This window comes from Prosthecobacter sp. Pr1, assembly GCF_057652315.1.
Genome location: NZ_JBYFBS010000016.1, coordinates 141,409 through 164,813, shown reverse-complemented (window position 1 = coordinate 164,813; position 23,405 = coordinate 141,409). Strand labels below are relative to the sequence as shown.

Annotated in this window: 1 protein-coding gene (running past one end of the window); it reads right to left on the bottom strand. The window is 63.8% G+C overall.

Annotation, left to right across the window (positions count from 1 at the left end; genetic code table 11):
* Positions 1–23,405 carry the 5' portion of a putative Ig domain-containing protein gene (locus AC24GY_RS22200; RefSeq protein ID WP_487687334.1) on the bottom strand. 7,045 nt of this gene lie to the left of the window's left edge, so the window shows 23,405 of its 30,450 coding nt (coding positions 1–23,405); the start codon lies at positions 23,403–23,405; its stop codon lies off the left edge, out of view.

The following is a 23,405-nucleotide window of genomic DNA, read 5'->3' as shown; positions in this document are numbered from 1 at the left end:
TCGATGTCGATGCCCGAAATCAGCGCGATGGACTGCCCGCCCGGCACCATGGCCATGAGCTGGATGTCCGTGACGATGGTGTTGAGCAGCGCGCCCGTCGTCGTGCTGTAGCGGCGCACTTCACGGGTGTCGTTGGTCTGCACCACCAGATAGAGGTTGCCATCCGGGCCAAAGTTCATGTCTTCCACATCCGTCTGAGTGATGAAGGTGTAGGGAGCCGAGGCGCCGATCGGCTTGCCTGGAACGTCGCCCGTCGGTCCTTGGAAGCGCACGACGCGGCCCCCGTTCACATCATACACATAGAAGTTTCCGTCCGGCCCGATGGCGAACTGGGAGACCAGGCTCATGCTCGTGGCGCTGTTGTCGAGCACCGGACCCAGGTCGGTGCCGGCGGGGCTGATCTTGCGCAGGTTGCTGGCGCCGTAGTGGGCCACATACCAGTTGCCGTCCTGACCCAGCTCCATGCCATACGGCACGTCGCCGTAGTCCGCATTGCCCTGGCTGAGGCTCGTGCCAAACGCGGGCACCAGAGAGCCGGAGTAGAGTCCCGTGCTGGAATTGAAGGCCTGGATGCTGTCCGCCTGCGTGGCGGACACGTAGATGCTCGGCGTCACATTGACGAAGCCAAAGTCGATGGTCGTTTCGTTGTAGGTGCCGCCGCCCGTGCCCGGCTCATCTGCGGCAGTCAGCGTGATCACCGGGCTGTTCACCGCGCCACCGCTCAGCTGCAGGCCGTTGTCATCATTGTCCACACCGTTGTCCACAAAGGTGGTGTTGCTGCTGGAGAGCGGCTGTGCGGCCGGGGCACGGGGGATGCGCACATAGACTTTCAGCGGCGGCACCGAAGTGAAGAGATAGGCCCCGCCGGCGCTCGTGGTGGTGGTTCTCAGCAGCACATCATCCGTGCCGCCGATGCTGCCGTCCGCGCCTGCATTCCACAGCTGCACCGTGACGCCGTCGATGCCCGGCTCGCCGTTGTCACGGAGTCCGTTGTCGTTCGTGTCCTGCCACACGAGGTTGCCCACGTTCATGCCGCGGAAGAGGCCGAAGTCGATCGTGTTCTCCGTGTCCGCATCGCCGTCATCCACCGTCGGCTCAGCGCCTGTGGCGAGCGTGATGACTGGGGAGAAGACCGGTGTGCCGGGACCGCCGGGCTGGGAGGCGGCGTTGTTGTCATTGTCCACGCCGTTGTCGAGGTTCACCGGATTGCCGCCGATGATGTTCAGCTCGGTGGGCATCAGCACGCGCATGAAGTAGGTGCCGGGCTGCAGATTGATGAAGGTATACTGACCCTGCCCGTTGGTGGTCGTGCTGGTGAACATCAGATCGCTGTTCGGACCGCTGCCACCGATGGCATGATCCGCACCTGGATCCCAGAGTTCCACCGTGACGCCGCTGATCCCGGATTCGCCCACATCACGCAGGCCGTTGAAGTTGCTGTCTTCATACACGGTGTCACCGATGCTGAGCCCCTTCACCAGCAGCGAGTAGGACTGCGTGGCGGAGCAGTTGTAGGCGTCCGTGCTGCGCACCGTGAAGTTCGCCGTGCCATACACCTGGGCAGAGCCGGAAATCAATCCGCTGGAGGAAACCGTCATGCCCGCCGGAGGAGAGCCTGCGATCACCGCATAGGTGTACGGTCCGGTGCCGCCGCTGGAGGTGAGCTGCTGGCTGTAAGGAATGGCGTAGTAGGCGCTCGTCAGCGAGGTCGGTGTGATGCTCACCGACGGGCAGTTGACCGACAGCGTGTAGATCTGGGTGGAGGAGCAGTTGAACGAATCCACCGCCTGCACCGTGAAGGACGCCGTGGTGGCCTGTGTGGGAGTACCGGAGATGAGGCCGCTGGCACTCATCGAAAGTCCGGCTGGCAGTGCGCCGCTGGCCACGCTCCAGGTGTAGGGAGCGCTGCCGCCTGAAACCGTCAACGACGCCGTGTAAGCCGTGCCCACCACACCGTTTGTCAGTGTCGCCGGAGAGATGGTCATCGTCGGGCAGATGATGGTGATGGTATAAGGCTGCGTGCCCGGCGCACCATTCACATCCAGCGCCTGCACCGTGAAGGAGTAGGTGCCCGGAGATGCCGTGGTGGTGCCGGAGATCGCGCCTGCGGTGGAGATCGACAGGCCCGTGGGCAGGCTGCCCGTCAGCTTGCTGAAGGTGTAAGGCGCGGTACCACCGGTGGCGGTGAGCTGCGTGAAGTAGGGCACCAGACGTGTCGCGTTCGAGAGCGTGGACGGCGTGATGAAGATCGGCGGATAGTTCACCGTGAAGGTGTAGGAAATCGTCGAGGAGCAGTTGTCCGCATCCGTCGCACGCACCACGAAGGTGAAGCTGCCCAGGCTCGTCGGCGTACCGCTGAGCACTCCGCCGCTGCTCAGGGTCATGCCGGCAGGCAGCACGCCAGAGGCCAGGCTCCAGGTGTAAGGAGACGTGCCGTTTGCCGCCGTCAGCGTCTGGCTGTAAGCCGCATACTGCACTCCCGCAGGCAGCGTCGCCGGAGTGATCGTCAGCGTCGGGCAGGCGATGACGATGGCCAGCGCCTTGGTCACCGAGCAGTTCACCGAATCCGTGGCACGCACCGTGAAATTGTAAGTGGCAGGCACGGCCGTCGGCGTGCCGGAGATCAGACCGGCGGTGCTCATTGACATGCCCGCAGGCAGTGCCCCGGAGGCGAGGGTCCAGTTATACGGCGTGGTGCCGCCAGACGCGCTGAGCTGCTGGTTCGGATATGCCACATTCTTCGTCGCGCTCGGGAAGGTCGGCGCCGTGATGGTGTAGGACGGGCAGTTCACCGTGATGGCATACACGCCGGACTTGGCGCAGCCGTTGGCATCCGTGGCGGTGACGGTGATGTTGTAGGTGCCCGGCGCGCTGGAAGGCGTGCCGCTCAGGATGCCGCCGCTGCTCAGGGTCATGCCGCTTGGCATCGTGCCGGTGAAGCTCCACGTATACGGGCTGGTGCCGTTGCTGGCGGTCAGCGTCTGCGGGGAGTAGGCCGCATACTGCGTCGCCGCTGGCACCGTGGTCGGAGCTAGCGAGAGCGCCGGACAGGTGACCACCCAGTTGAAGGAAGTATCGAGCGCACAGCCATTCGCATCCGTGGAGCGCACCACAAACGAGTAAGTGCCCGGTGCGCCGGTGATGGTGCCGGAAAGCAGACCGCTGCTGGAAAGCGTCGCGCCCGTAGGTAGCGTGCCGGAGGGCCGTGTGTAGGTGTAGGCCGAAGTGCCGCCCGTGGTGGTGAACTGCTGGCTGAAGGCCGTGTTTTGCGCCACCGAGGAAAGCGTGGTTGGGGACAGCGTCAGCGTCGGGCAGACCACGCCAATCGTCATCGCCTGTGTGGCGGAGCAGTTGGAGGCGTCCACCACTTTCACCGTGAAGCTGTAGGTTCCCGTCGCGGCTGTGGGCGATCCGCTCAGCACACCTGCGCTGGAAAGCGCCAGTCCGCCCGGCAGCGTGCTGCCGGTGGCGAGGCTCCACACATAAGGCGAGTTGCCGCCCGCAGCGCTGAACGTGGCGGAGTAGGCCGAGCCCTTCAGCGCATTCGTCAGAGTCGCAGGCGTGATGCTGATCACCGGGCAGGAGCGCAGGCCGAAGTCGATGGTGTTTTCCGTGTTCGTCAGCCCTGTGCTGCCGGGCTCACCGCCAGGAGTCAGCGCAAACACCATGCTGTTCACCACCGAACCCGCACCACCCGGCTGCGAGCCGTTGCTGTCATTGTTCACGCCGTTGTCAGCCGTGACGACCGTGCTGCTGGCCAGCGAGTAGGCGGCGGGCGGTGTCAGGCGCACGTAGTAGTTGCCGGCGGTGTAAACCTTGAAGCTGTAGGAGCCGCCGCTCAGCGTGGAGATCGTTTGCAGCACCGTGTCTGCATTCAATCCGCTGCCGCCCACGGCGTTGTCCGCGCCGGGATTCATGAGATCCACCTGCACGCCGCTGACTCCAGTTTCCGTGGTGTCCTTGAGTCCGTTGTTGTTGACGTCATTCCACACCAGGTCACCCACGGTGATGCCGGTGAAGAGACCGAAGTCGAGGGTGTTGTTACCATTGGTGCCGTCGCCATCCACACCGGTGGCGGGTTCCGTGCCCACTTGAAGATCGATCACCGGACCGTACACAAACGTGCCCGGACCGCCCGGCTGGCTGCCGTTGTTGTCATTGTCCACGTCGTTGTCCAGCGTCACCGCCACGCTGCTCACACCCGGCACGCTCACCGTCGGTGTCACACGCACGTAGTATTTGCCCGGCACCAGATTGGTGAAGGCATACACCCCGGTGCTGCTGGTCAGCACGCTCGCGCCCACCTGCGTGTCCGCATTCGCGCCGCTGCCGCCCACCGCATTGTCCGCACCCGGGCTGAAGAGCTGCACCGTCGCGCCGCTGATGCCGAGTTCGCCGGCGTCGCGCAGTCCGTTGCTGTTGGCGTCGTTCCACACCAAGTTCCCCATATTCACCCATGGCGAGACAGAGCACGGCTCCGTGGCGATGGTGAAAACACCAGAGGGATCGGTCACGAAGGAGCCTTCCGTGGCATAGCTGAAGGCGGTCAGCGCGCCGTTGCTGTCATACGTCGGCGTGCTGCCAAGGTCCACCATGTGCAGCTCGATGCCCGTGGCGCCGCCGGTCTGGATGCCTTCCCACGTCGCGGAATCCACCCCCATCGCGCTCCAGTTCGTCGCGTTGTTCACGCGGCTCACATCGATCACGCATTGGAAGCGCACACTGCTGCCGGCCTCAGTGACCTTGTTCAGCATCACGTCTCCCGCCGTGCTGTTGCCGGAGGCCGTGCTCACCATCAGGTTCGCCGCCGTCTGCCAGCTCTGGCCGCCCAGCGTGGTATCATACTTGTAAATGGTCACTGTCGGGCTGGCGCGCGTGATGCCGTCCACATACACGATGGCATGGTCCGCAGTCGCAGGATTCCCGCCCGTGCTGACCAGGAACCACAGCGCGTCCACCTTGGAGGCGCCGATCTGGTTGAACGTCAGGTCCACGTTCAGACGGCTCAGCGCCGCATCATAGATCACATCAGCATTGCTCATCGTGGCCACTCCGCCCTGCGTGTAGTTGAAATCATACGCCTGCACCGGTGTCCATTCCGTGGCCCCGCTCAGCACGCCGTCGGCGTTGGAGTCCATGGCCAGGAAGTGATAGCAGCCCGTGGCGCTCGGCCCGCTGGACTTGAAGCCGAAATCGATGGTCATGTTGCCATTGTTGTCATCGGTGTCGTCGAGAGTGTTGAACGCGCCGCTCTCGCCGTTCGTGTTGATCGGCTCACCGCTGTCGCTCAGTGAGATCAGTGCGCTGCTGATGCCGTTGGTGGCGGGCAGCGCGTTGTCGATGCCGTCGTCATTACCCACGATGTTGTCATCCACGTCATTGTCCGAAGAGCTGGACGGGAAGATGGAGATCGTGTTCACCAGCGCCTTGCCAGTGGCAAATTCGGAGGCCGGCACGCGCACATAGTAGGAGCCTGGCACCACGTTGGTGAACTGATACCGCCCGCGCACGCTGGAACTGGTGCTCGTCGTCGTGCTCGTCACAAACGAACCCGCGCTGTTGAGCAGTTCCACGCGCACGCCGCCGACGCCTTCGCCCGAATCATAGACGCCGTTGTTGTTGGCATCTTTGTAAACCAGGTTGCCAATGCGGCAGAGAGTCGGACGCAGGCCAAAGTCGATCGTGTTGTCGAGGTTGCTTCCAAACGGTGCCAACAGGTTGCCCGGCTCCGTCAGCGCCGAAAGCGTGATCATCGGCGAATAAATCGGCGCGCCCGTGGCGGACTGCGTGATGCCGTTGCTGTCGTTGTCGATGCCATTGTCCGCATTGCTGCTCGTCGTGCTGCGGCGCGGATGCGTGATCGGCGGCGTGAGCTTCACATAATACTTGCCCGCGTTGAGTCCGCTGAAGCTGTAGAGACCGTCGCTGCCCGTGGTGAAGGTCGTTCCCACCTTCACGTCATCCCCATTGTTCACCGTCGTGTCGGTGGAGGTGTAAATTTCCATCTGCGCACCTTCGACACCGGTCTCACCCACATCGACAAGGCCGTTGTTGTTCGCATCCGCAAAGACCAGGCTGCCCATCGTCATCGCGGCGCTGAAGCCGAAATCCACCGTCATGTCCTGGTTGCCGCCGCCGCTGGAAAGATTGCCCGGCTCCTTGCCCAAAGCCAGATTGATCACCGGGCTGGACACCGCCGTGCCAGATCCACCGGACTGAATGCCGTTGCTGTCATTGTCCACGCCGTTGTCCAGATTCACGCTCGGAGAGGCCACCGGCCACATTGCGTCAGGCGTTGGCAGACGCACAAAATAATTGCCCGCAGTCAGGCCGTTGAAGAGGTAGTAGCCGTTGGCATCCGTGGTCGTGGTGGAGACCAGCGTGTCATCCCCCGTGTTCGCCAGCGAGTCGGCACCGGGGTTCATGAGCTGCACCGTGATGTTTTGCAGTCCAGGCTCGCGTGGGTTCTTGATGCCGTTGCCGTTCGTGTCCGCCCAGACGAAGTCACCGATGGCCAGCGTCTGCGGATTGGTGGTGGCGCTGCCCTGCAGCAGGATGTTGTCGATGTCGATGTATCCGGAACCGTCACCGCCCCAGAGATAGACTTCGATCATGAAGGACTTGCCCGCGAGCTGCGCTCCCGTCGGCAGCGTCGATGCACCGCCGATGGAGTTGGTCCATGCCAGGTTCATTGAATACCAGGACGCAGTAGCTGCAAGCTGGAAGACGTTCGTCGTCACCGTCTTCATGGTCGCGCCTTCCATCCAGGAGAGGAACACCTTCCCCTGCACCGGCGCGGTGCTGCCCACGCGGTACACATCAAACAGCAGGTTGCCAATGTTGCCCGTGGCCGTCGGGTCCATGTCAAACCGGATCCACAGGCTGTCAGGGCGCTGCACCAGCGAGCCCGGCACGGCATCATAGCCCGTGTCATACGCGGAATCCCAGTCGCGCATGCGGCGTGAGAGCGCACCACTGCGGATCGGCCCGTTGTTGGTCGGTTCGCTGATGTCCGTGAGGCCGTTCATGTCGTCCTCGATCTGGATCTTCGCCGCATTCACCACGGCGGAGCTCTTCATGCTCGGCGGTGCGGGCAGGCCGCCGCTGCTGCTGTTCAGCTCGTATTCCAGCAGGTTCGTGAGGGAGGCCGGCACTGCGCGCAAACCAAAGTCGAGCGTGTTGTCCGCATCGATGCCGCCCACCACATCACCCGGCTCACGGCCCACCGCGAGCGTGACGATCGGGCTGACGATGGCGGTGCTCACGCCGCCAGCCTGCACGCCGTTGTTGTCATTGTCCACGCCGTTGTCCAGCGCCACCTGCGGTCCGGAGGAAAGCGGATAGGCCGTCGGCGGCGTGGCGATCTTCACAAAGTATTTTCCAGGTGCGAGTCCGGTGAAGGCATACGCGCCGGTGCCGTCCGTGGTCGTCGTGCCCTGGGACACATCATCCCCGTTGCCGATCACCGAGTCCGTGGTGGAGAACAGCTGCAGCGACACACTGCCGATGCCCTGCTCACCCACATCCTTCGTCCCGCTTTGGTCCGTGTCCTGCCACACCAGATTGCCAAGCGTCAGACCATTGATCACGGCGATGTAGTCCCGCGTGCCGGAGCACGTCGCGCTGTCCACGCCGCGCACGGTGAAGCTGAAGCTGCCCGCCGCTGTCGGCGTGCCGCTGATCACGCCCGTGCTCGTATTCAAGGTCACGCCCGGAGGCAGGCTGCCTGCGGTGACCGAATAAGTGTAAGGACTGATGCCGCCTGTGGCGGTGACCGTCTGGCTGTAGGACACACCGCGATAGCCCGAGCTCAGGCTGCTTGGGTTCAGCGCCAGTGTGGTGCAGTTCACCGTCATGGTGATGGTCGTCGTGCCGGTGCAGCCATAGCTGCCGCGTGCCGTCACCCCAAAGCTGTAGCTGCCCGGTGCCGTGGGCGTGCCGCTGATGACGCCGGCGGTGCTCAGCGCCAGGCCGGAAGGCAGACTGCTGCCCGACTGCAGAGTCCAGGTGTAAGGATCCGTCGCGCCAGAAGCCGAAAGCGTCGTCGAGTAGCTGGTGGCCACGGTGCCGTTCGGCACGCTGCTCGGCGTGATCGTAATCGTGGGGCACTGCAGCGTCAGTGAGTAGGCCGAGGTACCAGGGCAGTTGTTTTGATCCATCGCCTGGATCGTGAAGTTGAAGGTGCCTGCCGTGTCCGTGGGAGTACCGCTCAGCAGACCTGCCGAGCTCAGCGTCATGCCCGCAGGCAGCGTGCCCGTTTTCACGGTCCATGTCTTCGTGCCCACACCACCCGTGGCGCTAAACTGCTGCGAGTAGGCCGTGCCCACCGTCGCGGTGGTCAGGGATGAAGGGGAGATGGTGATCGCCGCGCAGTTCACGCCCAGCGCCAGCGCCTGCTGCACCACGCAACCGTTCAAATCGCTCGCCTGCACCGTGAAGTTGAACGAGCCCACCGCCGAAGTCGTGCCGCTGATCAGACCTGCGGAGGAGAAAGTGATGCCGGATGGCAGTGCACCCGCGGCCAGCGTCCAGGTGTAAGGCGAGGAGCCGCCGGTCGCCGTGAGCTGCTGGCTGTAGGCCACCGTCGTCGTGGCCTGTGGCAGCGTCGTCGGTGTGATGGCGATGGCCGGGCAGCTGAAGACGATGCTGCAGGAGCGCGTGGCCGTACATCCCACGGAGTCCGTCGCCGTCACGCTGAAGGTGTAGGTTCCAGGTGCCACCGTCGGTGTACCACTGATGACTCCGCCACTGCTCAGGGTCAGACCCGTTGGCAGGCTGCCGCTGGCAAGCGACCAGGTGTAGGTGGAATTGCCACCGCTCGCGGTCAAAGTCTGGCTGTAAGCCTGATACTGCATGCCGCCGGCCAGGGTGGACGGGCTGATGGTGATCGTCGGGCAGTTCACATGCAGCGTGTAGCTGCGTGTGGCGGAGCAGCTCGCGCTGTCCGTTCCCCTCACCACCACCGTGTAATCTCCCGGCACCGCCGTGGGTGTGCCGCTCAGCAGACCGGCGCTGGAAAGGCTCATGCCCGTGGGCAATGCGCCGCTCTGAATGCTGAAGGTGTAAGGGGAGCTGCCGCCCGTGCCATCCAGCAGCACGGAGGAGTAGGCCGCAAACTGCTGCGCATTCGAAAGTGTGGACGGAGTGAGGGTGATCGTCGGGCAGATGACTTTCACGCTCAGCGCCTTCGTACTCACGCAGTTGTTGGCGTCACGCGCACGCACGGTGAAGGAGTAGGTCGCGGGTGCGGAGCCCGGTGTGCCGCTGATGACGCCCGCGCTGCTCAGGCTCATGCCCGTAGGAAGCGCACCGCTGGTGATATCCCATTGATAAGGAGCCGTGCCGCCCGTCGCGGTCATCGTCACCGCCGTGTAGGCAGAATACTGCGTGGCATCCGTGAAGGTGCTCGGAGAGATGCTCAGCGTCGGGCAGCCCACCGTCAGCGAGTAGCTGCGCAGACCGATGCCGCTGTAGGCGTCCGTGGCGCGCACCGTGAAGGGATAGCTCGCAGGCACCGCCGTGGGAGTGCCGCTCAGCACGCCGGTCGTGGTGTCCAGCGTCAGCCCGGCAGGCATGCCGTTGTTGCCGCTGTTGGTGACGGTGTAGCGTGCCAGCGCTTCAGCAGAACTCAGCGCGCGGTTGTAAAGAACCGGTTCATCCAGCGCACCGTTCCAGGAGGTGCCGGCAGTCGCGCTGCCACCCATCACCAGCGGCTGTGCTGAATGATTGATCGCCGTGGTGAAGGCCTTCGTGGCAATCTGCACGCCGTTGACATAAATGCGGATGTTGGTGAGGTCATACGTGGCCACCACATGGCTCCAGCTGCCCACCGTCAGCGGCGCATCGACAAATTCGGACGTGCCTGCCACCGAGCCGGTGCCATTGATCCAGAAGCGCACGGTGCTCGTGCCGCTAGGTTGGATCAATCCGTAGCCGTTTGCAGGAGCGGTCGCGCTTGATGTCTTCTCGATGAGGATCTGATCTGCCGCAGGTGTGGCAGTGGCCGGACGCACCCAGGCTTCCAGGCTGATCTGCGCCGGACGCATCACGGACTGATCGGCCACCTGCAGGTAGTCATTCACTCCATCAAAGCTGAAGGCTTGTCCCACCAGACCGGCGGTGAAGGCCACGCCATTCATCAGCGCGCCGTTGTTGCCCGCGATCACTTCCGTGGCTCCGCTTTCACCGGGCCACCATGCGGCGGCGCCGCTCAGGGCGGAAGGTCCGTAGCTCCAGGCGTATGGCGATGTGCCGCCCGTGGCTGCCAGATTTTGCGTGTAGGCCGCATACTGCGTCGCCGCAGGCAGCGTGGCCGGATTGACCGTCACGATCGCATTGCTCAGCGTCAGCGTGTAGTTCTGCGTGCTGGAGCAGCCGATGCTGTCCGTGCTGCGCACCGTGAAGTTGTAGCTGCCAGGTGCGGCCGAAGCGCCGGGTGTGCCGCTGATGACACCCGCGTTGTTCATCGTCATGCCGTTCGGCAGAGCACCGCTGCTGATGGCATACACATAGCCGCCCGAGCCGCCGCTGGAGGTCAGCGTCAGCGGATTGTAGGCCACATACTGCGTGGCCACCGCCACCGTGCCGGGGCTGATCGTGATGACCGGACAGGCACGGAAGCCGAAGTCGATCGTGTTCTCCGTGTTTGAATTGCCTGTGCTGCCCGGCTCGCCGCCCGCCGTCAGCGTGATCACCGGGCTCATCACCGCGGTGTTGATGCCGCTGCTCTGGATGCCGTTGCTGTCATTGTCACGACCGTCATCCGAAGTGTCCACCACGCCTGAAGCCAGCGGATAAGCCGACGGCGGGGTCGGCACACGCACGCGGTAGTTCGCAGGCTGATACACCGTGAAGCCATACACGCCGGAGCTGTTCGTCGTCGTGCTGGCGATGACCGTGTTCACCGTGCCGTCGAGCAGTTCCACCGTCACTCCAGCGCCCACACCGGCTTCGGTGCCGCTGCTGAAGGCACCGTCATTGTTGGCGTCGATGAAGAGCTGGTTGCCAAGCTGGATGCCGGAGAACAAACCGAAGTCGACGCTCAGTTCCGTGTCAGGATTGGTGTCGCCATCGTTCGTCGGCTCCGTGCCGCTGGCCAGTGTGATGACCGGGCTGTAGATGTACGTTCCCGGTCCGCCGGGCTGGCTGCCGTTGTTGTCATTGTTAACCCCATTGTCCAGCGCGACGACGTTGCCGCCGGTCGCGGGGATGTTCGAAGGAGGCGTCACACGTACCACGTATTTGCCATCGGCCAGTCCGGTGAAGTTGTAAGCGCCCGCCGAGTTGGTCGTCGTGTTGGCGATCAGCAGGTCATCGGCATCTCCGGCGATGTCGTTCGTGCTGCGGAAGAGATCCACCACGACGCTGCTGATGCCGATCTCAGGATTCGAGCCCGTGTCGCGCACGCCGTTCTTGTTCGCGTCGTTCCACACCAGATTGCCGATCGTCAGCGTGGCCGTGGTGTTCACCTGGCAGAGATACACAAGGTCAGCCGCCACCGCATTGGTGCTGCTGCCGCCGGAAAGCGCCAGCGTCGCCGTGTCGATCTGAGACGGTGTCGCGCCATTGGCCACGCGGAAGTGGTAGGTAAACTGACGCCACAGCGGCTGCGTGCTGTTCGCGCCAGCTTCCGTCCAGTTGTTGTAATCGGAAGCGCCAAAGGCGGAGTACGAGATCGTGCCGCCGTTGTATCCGCAGCACTGGCTCACGCCCGGAGCAGTCGCGCTCATTTCACCCTGCGGCACCGTGTAGTATTGATACAAGCCCGGCGTCGCTCCGGTGATGATTTGGAAAATTTGCGCATTCGCTCCGAGATTCCACAGGATCGAAGCCGCACCGGAGGAGGCGCTGGAGGCCCACACGCTCAATTCATATTCTTTGCCCGGCTGCAGCACGCTGCTCCAGCTGCCACCGCCCGCAGGCAGCAGATTCACAGCGGAGTTCGTGCCCTGCAGCAGCACCATGCGCTTGCCGTGCCGGCTCTTCACACTCTCCATCCAGGAAACCTTGGAGCCGCTGCTGCCCACGGCGATCTGCACACGCTGCACCGGCTCGCCGATGCCGCTGGTGCCGTTCGTGCCGCCCAGCCACTGGTAGGCATTGATGCCGGAGCCAAACGTGGTGCCCGTGCCGTCATATCCCATCACGCTCGTGGCCGTGCCCGTCGCATTCGGCAGCCCCAGCAGTTCAAAGCTCGGGTTGTCGATGAGATTGGTGATCTGACATGGATTCGAATTCGCAAAGCCGATGTCGATGCTGCTGTCGAAATCTGTGTCGTCTCCATCCACGCCAGCGCCGGGCTCCGTGTTGGGATAAAGAGTGATCAGCGGCGTGACAACCGCGATGCCGGACACCGCCTGGATGCCGTTGTTGTCATTGTTCGCGCCGTTGTCCTGGTTCACCTGGCTGGTGCTCACCTTCGGATAGAAAGTCGGCGGTGTCGGGATGCGCACGTAATAGATTCCAGGAGCCAGTCCGCTGAAAAGATACTGACCATCCCAGTCCGTGGTGGTGGAGGCCACCAGCACGTCATCGCCGCTGCCGTTGTTCACCACGCCGTTGATGCCCGGAGCCCACAGTTGCACCGGCAGATTGGGCACGCCGCTTTCAGAGGAGCCGCGCAGGCCGTCATCGTTCATGTCCACCCACACCTGATTGCCGATGCCCATTCCCTTGATGTTGAAGGTCACCGCAGCCGCGGTGCTCTGGCAGTTGTAGGCGTCCGTGGCGCGCACGGTGACGGTGTAGGTGCCCAGCGTCGTCGGCGTGCCGGTCACGTTGCCATTGCTGGCCAGACTGAGTCCGGGTGGCATGCTGCCGCTCACCAGCACAAACGAATACGGCGCGGTGCCGCCGCTGCCGGTGATGCTCTGGCCATAGCTGGTGCTGAGATAGCCGTTGGCAGGTGTGGTGCCTCCCACCGCGATCACCGGGCAAACCGGCGTCAGTGTGTAAGAACGTGAGCCCGTGCATCCGTTCGCATCCGTGGCAATGAGCGTGAAGGTGACCGGCGTGCTCTCCGTGGCTGTGCCGCTGAGCACCCCCGTGCTGCTGTTGATGCTCAGCCATGCAGGCAGGCCCGTCGCACTCCAGGTCAGCGGCGTTGCGCTCGTGCCGCTGGTGGCGATCGTCTGCGAATAGCTGAGGCCAAGGTAAGGCACAGGCAGCGTCGTCGGGCTGAGGGTGATCGCCGGGCAGACCTTCACCTGGTAAGTCGCGGACCCCAGGCAGCCTGTTGAATCCGTGATCGCCACCGTGATGCTGGCGCTGCTGCCGTCTCCCGTCGCGGCCGTCCCGCTGAGGACGCCGCCGCTGGAGAGCGTGAATCCGGCGGGCAGTGTGCCGCTGCTCAAAGTGTAGGTGTAGGGTCCGGTGCCACCGGTGGTCGCCAGGGTCTGCGAATACGCCGTGCCCGCTGTGGCGCTCGGCAGCGTGCCCGGCGTCACGGCGAAGATCGTGCAGCGTGGGTCCAGGGTATAAATCTGCGTGGTCGCACAGCCGTTGGCATCCGTGGCCCGGATGGTGAAGTTGCCCGGGCTGTTGTCGGTCGGCGTGCCGGAGATCTTCCCGGTTGTGGCATTCAGCGTGCACCACGCTGGCAGGTCGCCAGCGACGACGCTGTATTGATAAGGTGCCACGCCGCCCGTGGCCGCCACCGTCTGCACGTACTGCTGCCCCACCGTCGCCGGTGGCAGGGTCGCAGGCGACATGCTGATGGCGGGGCAGACTTGCAGCGCCGGCCACACCTGGCTGCCGACGCATCCGTTCGCATCGGTGGCGGTGATGGTGAGGCTGATCCCAAGTCCGTTCGCCGTGGTGGGCGTGCCGCTGATCACCGCCGTGGTCGGGTTCAGCGTCAGGCCCGCAGGCAGCACACCGCCCGAGACTCCCCACACGTAATCCAGCCAGCCCGTCACCGGCTGCAGCGTCAGATTTGGGCCGGACCAGTACAGCTTCATCACCGCATTGCCGCCGGCTTCATAGTATTCCACGCGGACCGGCACCATCACACCTGCGGTCAGATTCACCGAGGCCGTGTAGGTGGCGGCAGACTGGTCAATCCATTTGTCAATGACCAGCGTGTTGTTCACCCACACGCGCACACCGTCATCGCTCGTGCTCTGGAAGGTGTAGGTGCCGGTGGTCGCAGGACGGATGAAGCCGCTCCAGCGCACCGAAAATTGGTCCACCGGAACAGCTGGATCCGGCGAGCCCGTGACCCAGTCATTATTGATGGCCGTCTCCTGGCGTGTCAGCAGCAGCGTTTTGAAGGTCGTCGTCGAGAAATACTGCGCGGTCAGACCGGACGTCGGCGAGGCGCTGAGCGACTGGCTGTATGGCACCCCCACCGTGGCCACCGCTGGTGAAGCCGGTGTGATGGTGACGGCGGGACACACAGGCGGCAGCGTGTAAGTCCGGGATGCGGAGCAAAGATTCGCGTCCGTCGCGGTCACCGTGAAGGTGACGGCGGTGGAGTTCGTCGGCGTGCCTGACAGCACTCCGGTGCTCGCATTCAGATACAGCCATGAAGGCAGGCCCGTGGCGCTGAACGTCACCGGCGTGACGGTCGTGCCGGACGCCGTGATCGTCTGCGCGTAAGGTGAACCGATCACCGGGGCAGGCAGCGTGGCGGGGTTCACCGTGATCACCGGGCAGATCTTGATCTGCAGCGCCTGGTCTCTGAAGCAGGTGTTCGCATCGATGGCGCGCACCGTGACGGTCGTGCCGTTCACCCCGCTCGTCGGCACCGTCGGCGTACCGCTGATGCTGCCCGTGCTGCTGATGCTCAAGCCTTCCGGCAATGTGCCAGAGGATGTGCTCCAGGTGTAAGGCGTCGCACTGCTGCCAGTGGCGTTCATGGCTTGAGTATAAGCGCTGCCCACAAGGCCGCTGGTCAGCGTCGTGGGTGTCATCACGATCACAGGACAGGAGCGGAAACCAAAGTCGATGGTGTCTTCAAAGCTCGTGCTCCCCGAGTCCCCCGGCTCCGTTCCCGTGGCCAGTGTGATCACCGGACTGATCGTCGCCGTTCCAGCACCGCCGTTTTGCGAACCGTTGCTGTCATTGTCCACGCCATTGTCAGCATACACCGTGAGCGTGGCGGACGTGTAGACGGCAGGCGGAGTGGGAATGTTGACGCGATAGGTGCCGGGTGCCTGGCCGCCAAAGAAATACTTGCCGCTGGCGTCGGTCGTCGTGGTCAGCAGCACGTTGCTCGTCGTGGCGTCCAGCAGCTGCACCGTGATGTTTGCCTGGCCGGATTCAGTATTGGACTGATAGAGGCCGTCGCCGTTGAGGTCGGCAAACACGAGATCGCCCAGGCTCACTCCGTCGCTCAGCGCAAAGTCCACGGTGAATTCCGTGTTGGTGTTGGAGTCGCCATCGTTCACCGATTCCGTGCCGGGGATCAGCGTGATCATCGGGCTGTAGATCGGCGTGCCAGGACCGCCGGGCTGCATGCCGTTGTTGTCATTGTCCACGCCGTTGTCCAGCGCCACCACCACGCCGGAGGTCACTGGCAGTGATGCCGGTGGGATGACCTGCACATAATAGCTGCCCGAAGGGATGGCGCTGAAGACATAAACACCGCTGCTGGAGATGGTGACCGGGGTCGAAATCTCGTAGTCTGCATTCACGCCGGTGCCGCCGCGCACGCCGTCCGCACCGGGATGGAACAGATGCACCACCGCGCCCACAGCGCCCGTTTCGCCGTAGTCTTTGATGCCGTTGCGGTTCGTGTCCTGCCACACCGCATTGCCCAGGCAGAGCCGTGTGTCAGCCACATCCACCTTTTGGAACACCATCGAATCTTCCTGGCCGTAAGGGTTGTCACCAAAGACGCCCATCGTCTTGCCGTCGGCGGAGATGCCGTCACCACCGTTGTAGAGGTTCCAGAACGAGTAGGTGCTGTCCTGTGTCACGTGGCCGTCGGAGACGAGCAGGTCGGAGATGCGGGTGTACAAATCCTGCGGCGTGTCCCACATCACCGCAAAGCTGCCCGTGGATCCGCTGCCATAGATCGTGCCGAGCACGCGGCCCGTGTCGCTCACCGCACCGACGATGCCGCCCAGATTGTCCTGCGGCAGGATGCGTGGCAGATTGGTCCGCGTGCTGGTCTGCGTGTCATACACAAACGGTGTCGGCACGCCGGAAAGGCGCTGGCTGCTGCCAATGTAGCGTCCGTTCGGGCTGATGCGACCCGCATTCAGCGAACCTCCGGTGAAAGTGACCATCACGGTATTGTATCCTGCTGCGGGGCTGCCGCTGAGCACCTTGCTCACGCCGCTGCTGTCCGTCACCAGCAGCTTGGTGCCGTCGGCAGAAGCATCGACGACTTCACGCACTCCGGAGATCGCAGTCCAGGCACGTGTGTTGAGATTCCAGTAGCCGCCCTGCGCCAGCACGGGGCCGCCGGGGCCGTCAGGATCCACCGTGCCAAAGGCATACGCGCTGTCACTCGTCAGCGCAGAGGGGATGGCGCTCATGCTGGCGTTCGAATCATACGGAGTCATCAGCCGCACCGTGGCACCGCTCGTCTGACTGTAGAACCATGGGACGATGCTCAGCTTGTTGCCCACCGTCCATTTCTCATAACCGACCGCATCACCACTGTCATTGATATCCCGGCCCATGGCATAGGGATGTGTCGAGTCCAGCAAAGGCACGTTCACAGCCACATCCGTGAGCGTGTTCATGGTGAAACCGTAGGATTTCTTGGCCACGCGGATGCCGGTGATCCATCGTCCGTTTGGCGACATGTTGTAAAGGCAGGTGCCGATTCCGTTGTTTTCACCGCCGAGCACGTCACGACCCAGACGCGTCACCAGATAAGCGCCGCCAACGCTTTGATTGAGCGACGTGGGGCAGTTCGAAGTGACGGTGGCGGAGATGATCAGGCTGCGCGTGATCGTCGCCTGGCAGTTGTTGGCATCGGTGACTTTCACCGTGAGCGTGGAGCTGCCCGCGACAGTCGGCGTGCCGCTGATCGCGCCGGTGGAGGTGTTGAAGCTCAGGCCTGCAGGCATCGAACCACCTGTGATCGCATACGTGTAAGGGGCAGTGCCGCCTGCGGTGATGAAAGTCTGTGCATAACTGGAACCCACCATGCCCACAGCCAGCGTGCCGGGGCTGACGCTGATAACAGGGCACTGCGGCGTGATGGTGTAGCTGCGCGTGCCCACACAGCTGTTCGCATCCGTGGCGCTGATGACAAAGGTGCGTGAAGTCGAGCTCGAGGGTGTGCCGCTCAGCACACCGGTGCTCGCGTTGAAGGTCACTCCCGCTGGCAGCGTGCCGCTGGCAAGGGCCAGGACATACGGCGAGGTGCCGCCGCTCGCGCTCAGAGTCTGCGACGAGCTCACGCCCACCATCCATGAGGTGGTGAGGGGGGCCAGGGAGATGACGGGGCAGATTTTGAGGCTGATGATCTGGTCCTTCAAGCAGCCGTTGGCATCCATGCTGCGCACCGTGAAGCTGCTGCCAAGTCCATTCGCAGTCGTCGGCGTGCCGCTGATGACTCCGCTGCTGCTGATCAGCAGGCCTGCGGGCAGCGTGCCGTTGCTGATGGAATAGGTGTAGGGCGAAGTGCCGCCGCTGGAGGCGAGGGCCTGGCTGTAAAACGTGCCGACCATGGCTGCCGTCGCCGTGGTAGGAGTGATGCTGATGGCCGGGCAGACCTGCAGGGTCCAAGTCTTGGAAGCCTGGCAGCCATTGGCGTCCGTGGCGCGCACGGTGAGGCTGGCCCCCGTCGCATTCACCACGGTGGGTGTGCCGGAGATCACGCCGGTGCTGGCATTGAGCGTGAGCCCCGTTGGCAGCGTGCCGCTGGTCAGCACCCAGGTGTAAGAGGCGCTGCCGCCGCTGGCCGTCAGCGTCTGCGAGTAAGCGGTGCCCACGACAGCCTGCGCCAGTGAGGCAGGCAGGATGCTGATCGTGGGGCAGACCGGCGCAAGGGTGCAGGCCTGCGTTTTGGCGCAGCCATTGGCATCTGTGGCACGGACGGTGAAAGCCGCGGTGGTCGTGCTGGTCGGTGTGCCAGTGATCACACCTGCAGAGCTCATCGTGGCCCAGGCTGGCAGGGATCCGCTGGCCAGTGTGAAGGTGTAGGGGGATGCACCACCGCTGGCGGAAATGGTCTGCGTATAGGCGACCCCCACCGTTGGCGTGGTCAGTGTCGCAGGCGCGAGCGAGACCACCGGGCAGACTTGCAATGAAAGGGTCTGCGATCCCTGGCAACCATTGGCATCATTCACCCGCACGATGAGGGAGCTGGCCGGACTGGCCGCTGCCGTCGGTGTGCCGCTGATGACGCCAGTGCTGGAATTCAGCGTGAGACCTGTGGGCAGCGTGCCGCTGATGAGCGTCCAAGAACTGTAAGGCGCCGTGCCACCGCTGGCGGCCAGTGTCTGCGAGTAAGCCGTGCCCACCGTGCCTTGCGTGAGCGTGGTGGGGCTGATGGCGATGGTGGCGCAGCCCGGTGTGACGGTGTAGGCGCGCGTGCCGGTGCAACCGTTCGCATCCGTGGCGCGCACCGTGAAGGTGGCCGCCGTGGTGGTGGTGGGCGTACCGCTCAGCACCCCTGCACTGCTCAGCGTGGCCCAGGTGGGCAGCGTGCCGCTGGCCAGCGTGTAGGTGTAGGAGGCCGCACCACCGGAGGCGGTGATGGTCTGCGAATACGCCGTGCCCACCGTCGGTGCGGTCAACGTGACAGGTGAAAGCGTGACGACGGGGCAGACCTGCAGCGTGAAGGTCTTGGTGCCGGCGCAGGTGTTGACACTGTCCGTGGCGGCGATGGTCACGCTGACTCCGCCCGCATTGCCCGTGGTCGGCGTGCCGCTGAGGACGCCCCCGCTGCTCAGGGTCAGGCCCGCTGGCAGCGTGCCGCTGGTGACTGACCAGGTGTAATTTCCTGAACCGCCGGTGGCCGCGAGCGTCTGCGAATACGCACTGCCGACGGTGCCCAGCGGCAGCGTGGTTGTGGAAATGGTGATGGCCGGGCAGCCCATGGCGAAGGTCATCGCCTGCGTGCCCTGGCAGCCGTTCGCATCCGTGGCGCGCACGGTCACGTTGCCGCTGGTCTGTGAAGAAGGTGTACCACTCACCACACCCGTGCTGGTATTGAGTGAGAGACCCGCAGGCAGCGTGCCGCTGACGACCGCATACGTGTAGGCGGCAGAACCACCCGAGGCTGTGATCGTCTGCGAATAAGAAACCCCCACGGTGCCCGTGGCCGGTGTCGTGGGAGAGAGGGAAATGACCGGGCAGATTTGCAGCGTCACGGCCCGTGTGCCCTGGCAGCCATTGGCGTCATTCACACGCACCGTGATGGTGGTAGCGGGGCTGGCGGAAGCCGTCGGTGTGCCGCTGATGACACCCGTGCTGGCATTGAGCGTCAGGCCCGCTGGCAACGCACCGCCCGTGACCGTCCAGGTGCTGTAAGGAGCGATGCCACCGCTCGCGGCGAGCGTCTGTGAGTAAGCCGTGCCCACCGTGCCTGCGGGCAGTGCTGCGGGCGTGATTGAGATCGTCGGGCACAGTGGCGTGAGCGTGTAAGCCAGCGTGGAGGTGCAAGAATTGGCATCCGTGACACGCAGCGTGAAAATGGCCGTGGTGGTGGAGTTCGGCGTGCCGCTGAGCACACCAGCGGAAGTCAGCGAAGCCCAGGTGGGCAGCGTGCCGCTGGCCAGCGTGAAGGTGTAAGGGCCGGTGCCGCCGCTGGCCGTGATGGTTTGAGAATAAGACGTGCCCACCGTCGCCGTGGTCAGCGTCGTGGGCGAGAATGAGACGACGGGGCAGATTTGGAAGGTGATCGCGCGTGATCCCTGGCAGCCATTGGCATCATTCACCCGCACCGTGACGGAGGTCGACGGGCTGGCGGAAGCCGTCGGCGTGCCGCTGATGACACCCGTGCTGGCATTGAGCGTGAGTCCCGCTGGCAGCGTTCCTGCAGTAACGGTCCATGAGCTGTAAGGCGCGACACCGCCGGTGGCGGAAAGCGTCTGTGAGTAGGCGCTGCCGACCGTGCCGGTGGCGAGTGATGCAGGCGTGATGGTCACCGTCGGGCAGACCGGCGTGACGGTGAAGGAAAGCGTGGTGGAGCATCCATTGGCATCCGTGGCGCGCAAAGTGAAAGTGGCAGCCGTGGTGCTGTTGGGCGTGCCACTAAGCACGCCTGAGGAACTCAGCGTCGCCCAGGTGGGAAGCGCACCGCTGGCCAGCGTGAAGGTGTAGGATGCAGTGCCCCCTGAAGCGGTGAGTGTCTGTGAGTAGGCCGTGCCCACGGTGGGCGTCGGCAGGATGGAGGGAGAGACGGAAATGACGGGGCAGATTTGCAGCGTCACCACCTGCGTCCCCTGGCAGCCATAGGCATCGTTCACCCGCACCGTCACGGAGGTCGAGGGACTGGCGGAAGCCGTCGGCGTACCGCTGATGACGCCGGTGCTGGCATTGAGCGTCAAACCCGCAGGCAGCGTGCCACTCGTCACCGTCCAGGTGTTGTAGGCTGCGGTGCCGCCGCTCGCGCTCAGGGTCTGCGAATACGCAGTACCCACCGTGCCCGCAGCGAGCGTGCTTGGCGAGATGCTGATCGTCGGGCAGGCAGGTGCGACGGTGTAAGCCTGGGTGTCAAGACAGCCCGCAGCGTCCGTGGCACGCACCGTGAAACTCGTCGAGGCAGCGCTGGTGGGGAGACCGCTGATCGTCCCATTGCTCGTGCTCAGAGACAGCCCCGAAGGCAGCGTGCCGCTGGTGAGCGCCCATGTATAAGGCGAGATGCCGCCCGTTGCACTGAGGGTTTGTGTGAAGCTGGTGCCCACCGTCGGTGTGTTGAGCGTGGGCGGAGTGACCGTCACCGCCGGGCAGGTCGGCGTGATGCTGCTGGTCAGCGTGCCGGTGCAGCCCTTCGCATCCGTGGCACGCAGCGTGAAGCTGGTGGCGCTGGAGCTGGTGACTGTGCCCGAAATCACACCCGTGCTGGAATTCAACGTAAGACCGGCGGGCAGCGCCCCGGTGGCCACCGCGTAGGTGTAGGGGCCGTTGCCGCCGCTGGCAGTCACCGTCTGCGAATACGCGGCCCCCACCGTGGGAGTGGGCAGCGTGCCCGGAGTCAGCGTGATGGTGCTGCAGGTCACATTGAACAGATAGTCTTCCACTTCACCCGGACCGCTGGCTCCCGTGGGGCCGGGATTGGTCACGGCAGTAAGACGGAAACGTGCGCCGAGAGCACCCACCGCAGCAGTGGAAGGCACATTGAAGGTGTAGCTCTGGCTCACATTGCTGGTGCCAGAGGGGATGGTGACGTTGGTGATGATCTGGTCGCCGCTGTCCGTCAGAGATCCATTGTTGCCGAAGTCCACCCAGCCATTCAGGAATGCAGGCGCACCGGAGGTGTTCGTCACCTTCACCGTCACACTCACGCCCGTGGCTCCCTGCACCGCGCTGGCTGGCAGCGTCACGCCGTCTTCATCATCCGTCCATGACTGGTCGTCCGCATTCGCCGCCGTATTGAAAGCCGCCGGAATGTCGTAATCAACCAGCGCCCCCATCAGCAGCGAGCTGAACACGGTGTCACGTGCCACCGCGAATCCAGAGTAGTCGCCAAAGTCATCCAGCACCTGGGTGAATTCATAGCGCATCGCACCGCCGGAGATGGCGCTTGCCGCGATGCTGGAGTTCACGGTGGTGGCCACGCCGGTGGTTTTGTCCAGCGTATACAGCGCCTTGCCCGCCTGCGCATACAGCGTGCCGTAGCCATCCGTGGAAAGACCGAACACATCGTCAATGGCCGCGCCCCCCGTGGTTTTGATCTGCCCCACAAGCTGTGTGGCCGTTCCGCCTTCCGGCACTTTATAGAGATAGAAGGTGTTAAATCCGCTGCCGGCCACCGCGTAATACAATTCATTGCCGATCCATGCAAGGTCACCTGCGCTGTTGAGGGCCTCTCCATTCGGAACGGTGGACGGTGAACTGTAGGCACGGGTCAGCGCCGTCGTGGAGCTGGTGCTCAGCGCGGACAGATTGAAGGTGTAGATGTCGCCGTCGTTGACGCTGCTGATGTAGGGCTTCCCAGCCGAGTCAAACACCAGGCCGTTGAGGCTGTTGCCAAAACTTCCCAGCCGCGTCAGGGCTCCAGTCGTCGGATTGATCTGGTAGATGTTGTTGAAGTCGATCCCGTAGAGAATGCCCGAAGGTGACCACGCCAGGTCCGTGAGGTAGCGAACGCTCGAATCCTTCGTCTGACCGACGAGCACCTTGGCCCCAGTGGAGACATCATACGTCTCCAGATAGCCGGTGCTGCCACTGCCGGAGCTGACGTAGAGCAGACTGGAGTAGCTGGTGCCGGAGGCCACCGTCATGAAATAGGACTGCGAGGCGGTACACCCGTAGGAGTCGCTGACCTGGACCGTGAAACTGCTGGTGCCCTTCGCCGTGGTGGTGCCGCTCAGCACGCCCGCGCTGCTCAGGGAAAGCCCCGCTGGCAGCGTGCCCGACGCCAGCGACCAAGTGAGCGGTGTATTCACAGAACCCGAAGTCGCCGTGGCCACCATTGTCACATTGACCGCCGTGGACAAATCCCACGACCCCATGGCAAACGGTGAGATCACATAGCCCGTGCATGCCGGAGTAAGCGTGTAGCTGCGGGTGCCGACACAGCCGCTTTGATCCACGGCTTTCACCGTGAAGGTCTGGGTGTCACCGGAGGTCGGAGTGCCGGTCAGTGCGCCGCCCGAGCTCAGGGTCAGCCCGTCTGGCAGCGTGCCGCTGCTCACACTGAAGCTGTAGGGTGACGTGCCGCCGCTGGCACTGATCGTCTGCGAGTAGGCGGTGCCGACCGTCGCTGTGCCCAGAGTGGTGGGACCCACCGTGATGGCCGGGCAGATCTGCACCAAATAATCTTCCACCTCACCATTGCCTTTCAGACCAAGGGGCGTTGGAGAGCTCGTGGAAGTCAGGCGCACGCGCACGCCCACATTCCCAAGGGTGGCGCCGGACGGCACTGTGAAATTGATGGTCCTGTTGGAATTCGAGCTGCCCGTGGCGATCATCGTGTTCGAGGCAATCTGTTCGCCAGAGTCCGTGAGCGAACCGTTCTTGTTGTAGTCGATCCACGCATTGAGGAAGACGGTGGCACCACTGGTGTTCGTCACATTCACAATAATGCTGCCTGACGTACCCGTGACCAGACTGCTCGGCAGGGTCACACCGTCTTCATCATCCGTGCCCGTGTTGTCATCTCCCGTTGCGAGGGAACTGGCCGTGACCGAAGGTTCACCGTCAGTGGTGGCACCTATCCTGATGGTGCTCACCATGGTGCTGCTGGCATTGCCGAAACTGCTAAAGTCCCCATAATCCGTCTCGGCAAGTGCCCCCACCGCCGAAACCACAAACAAGCTGATACCGGCTGTCAA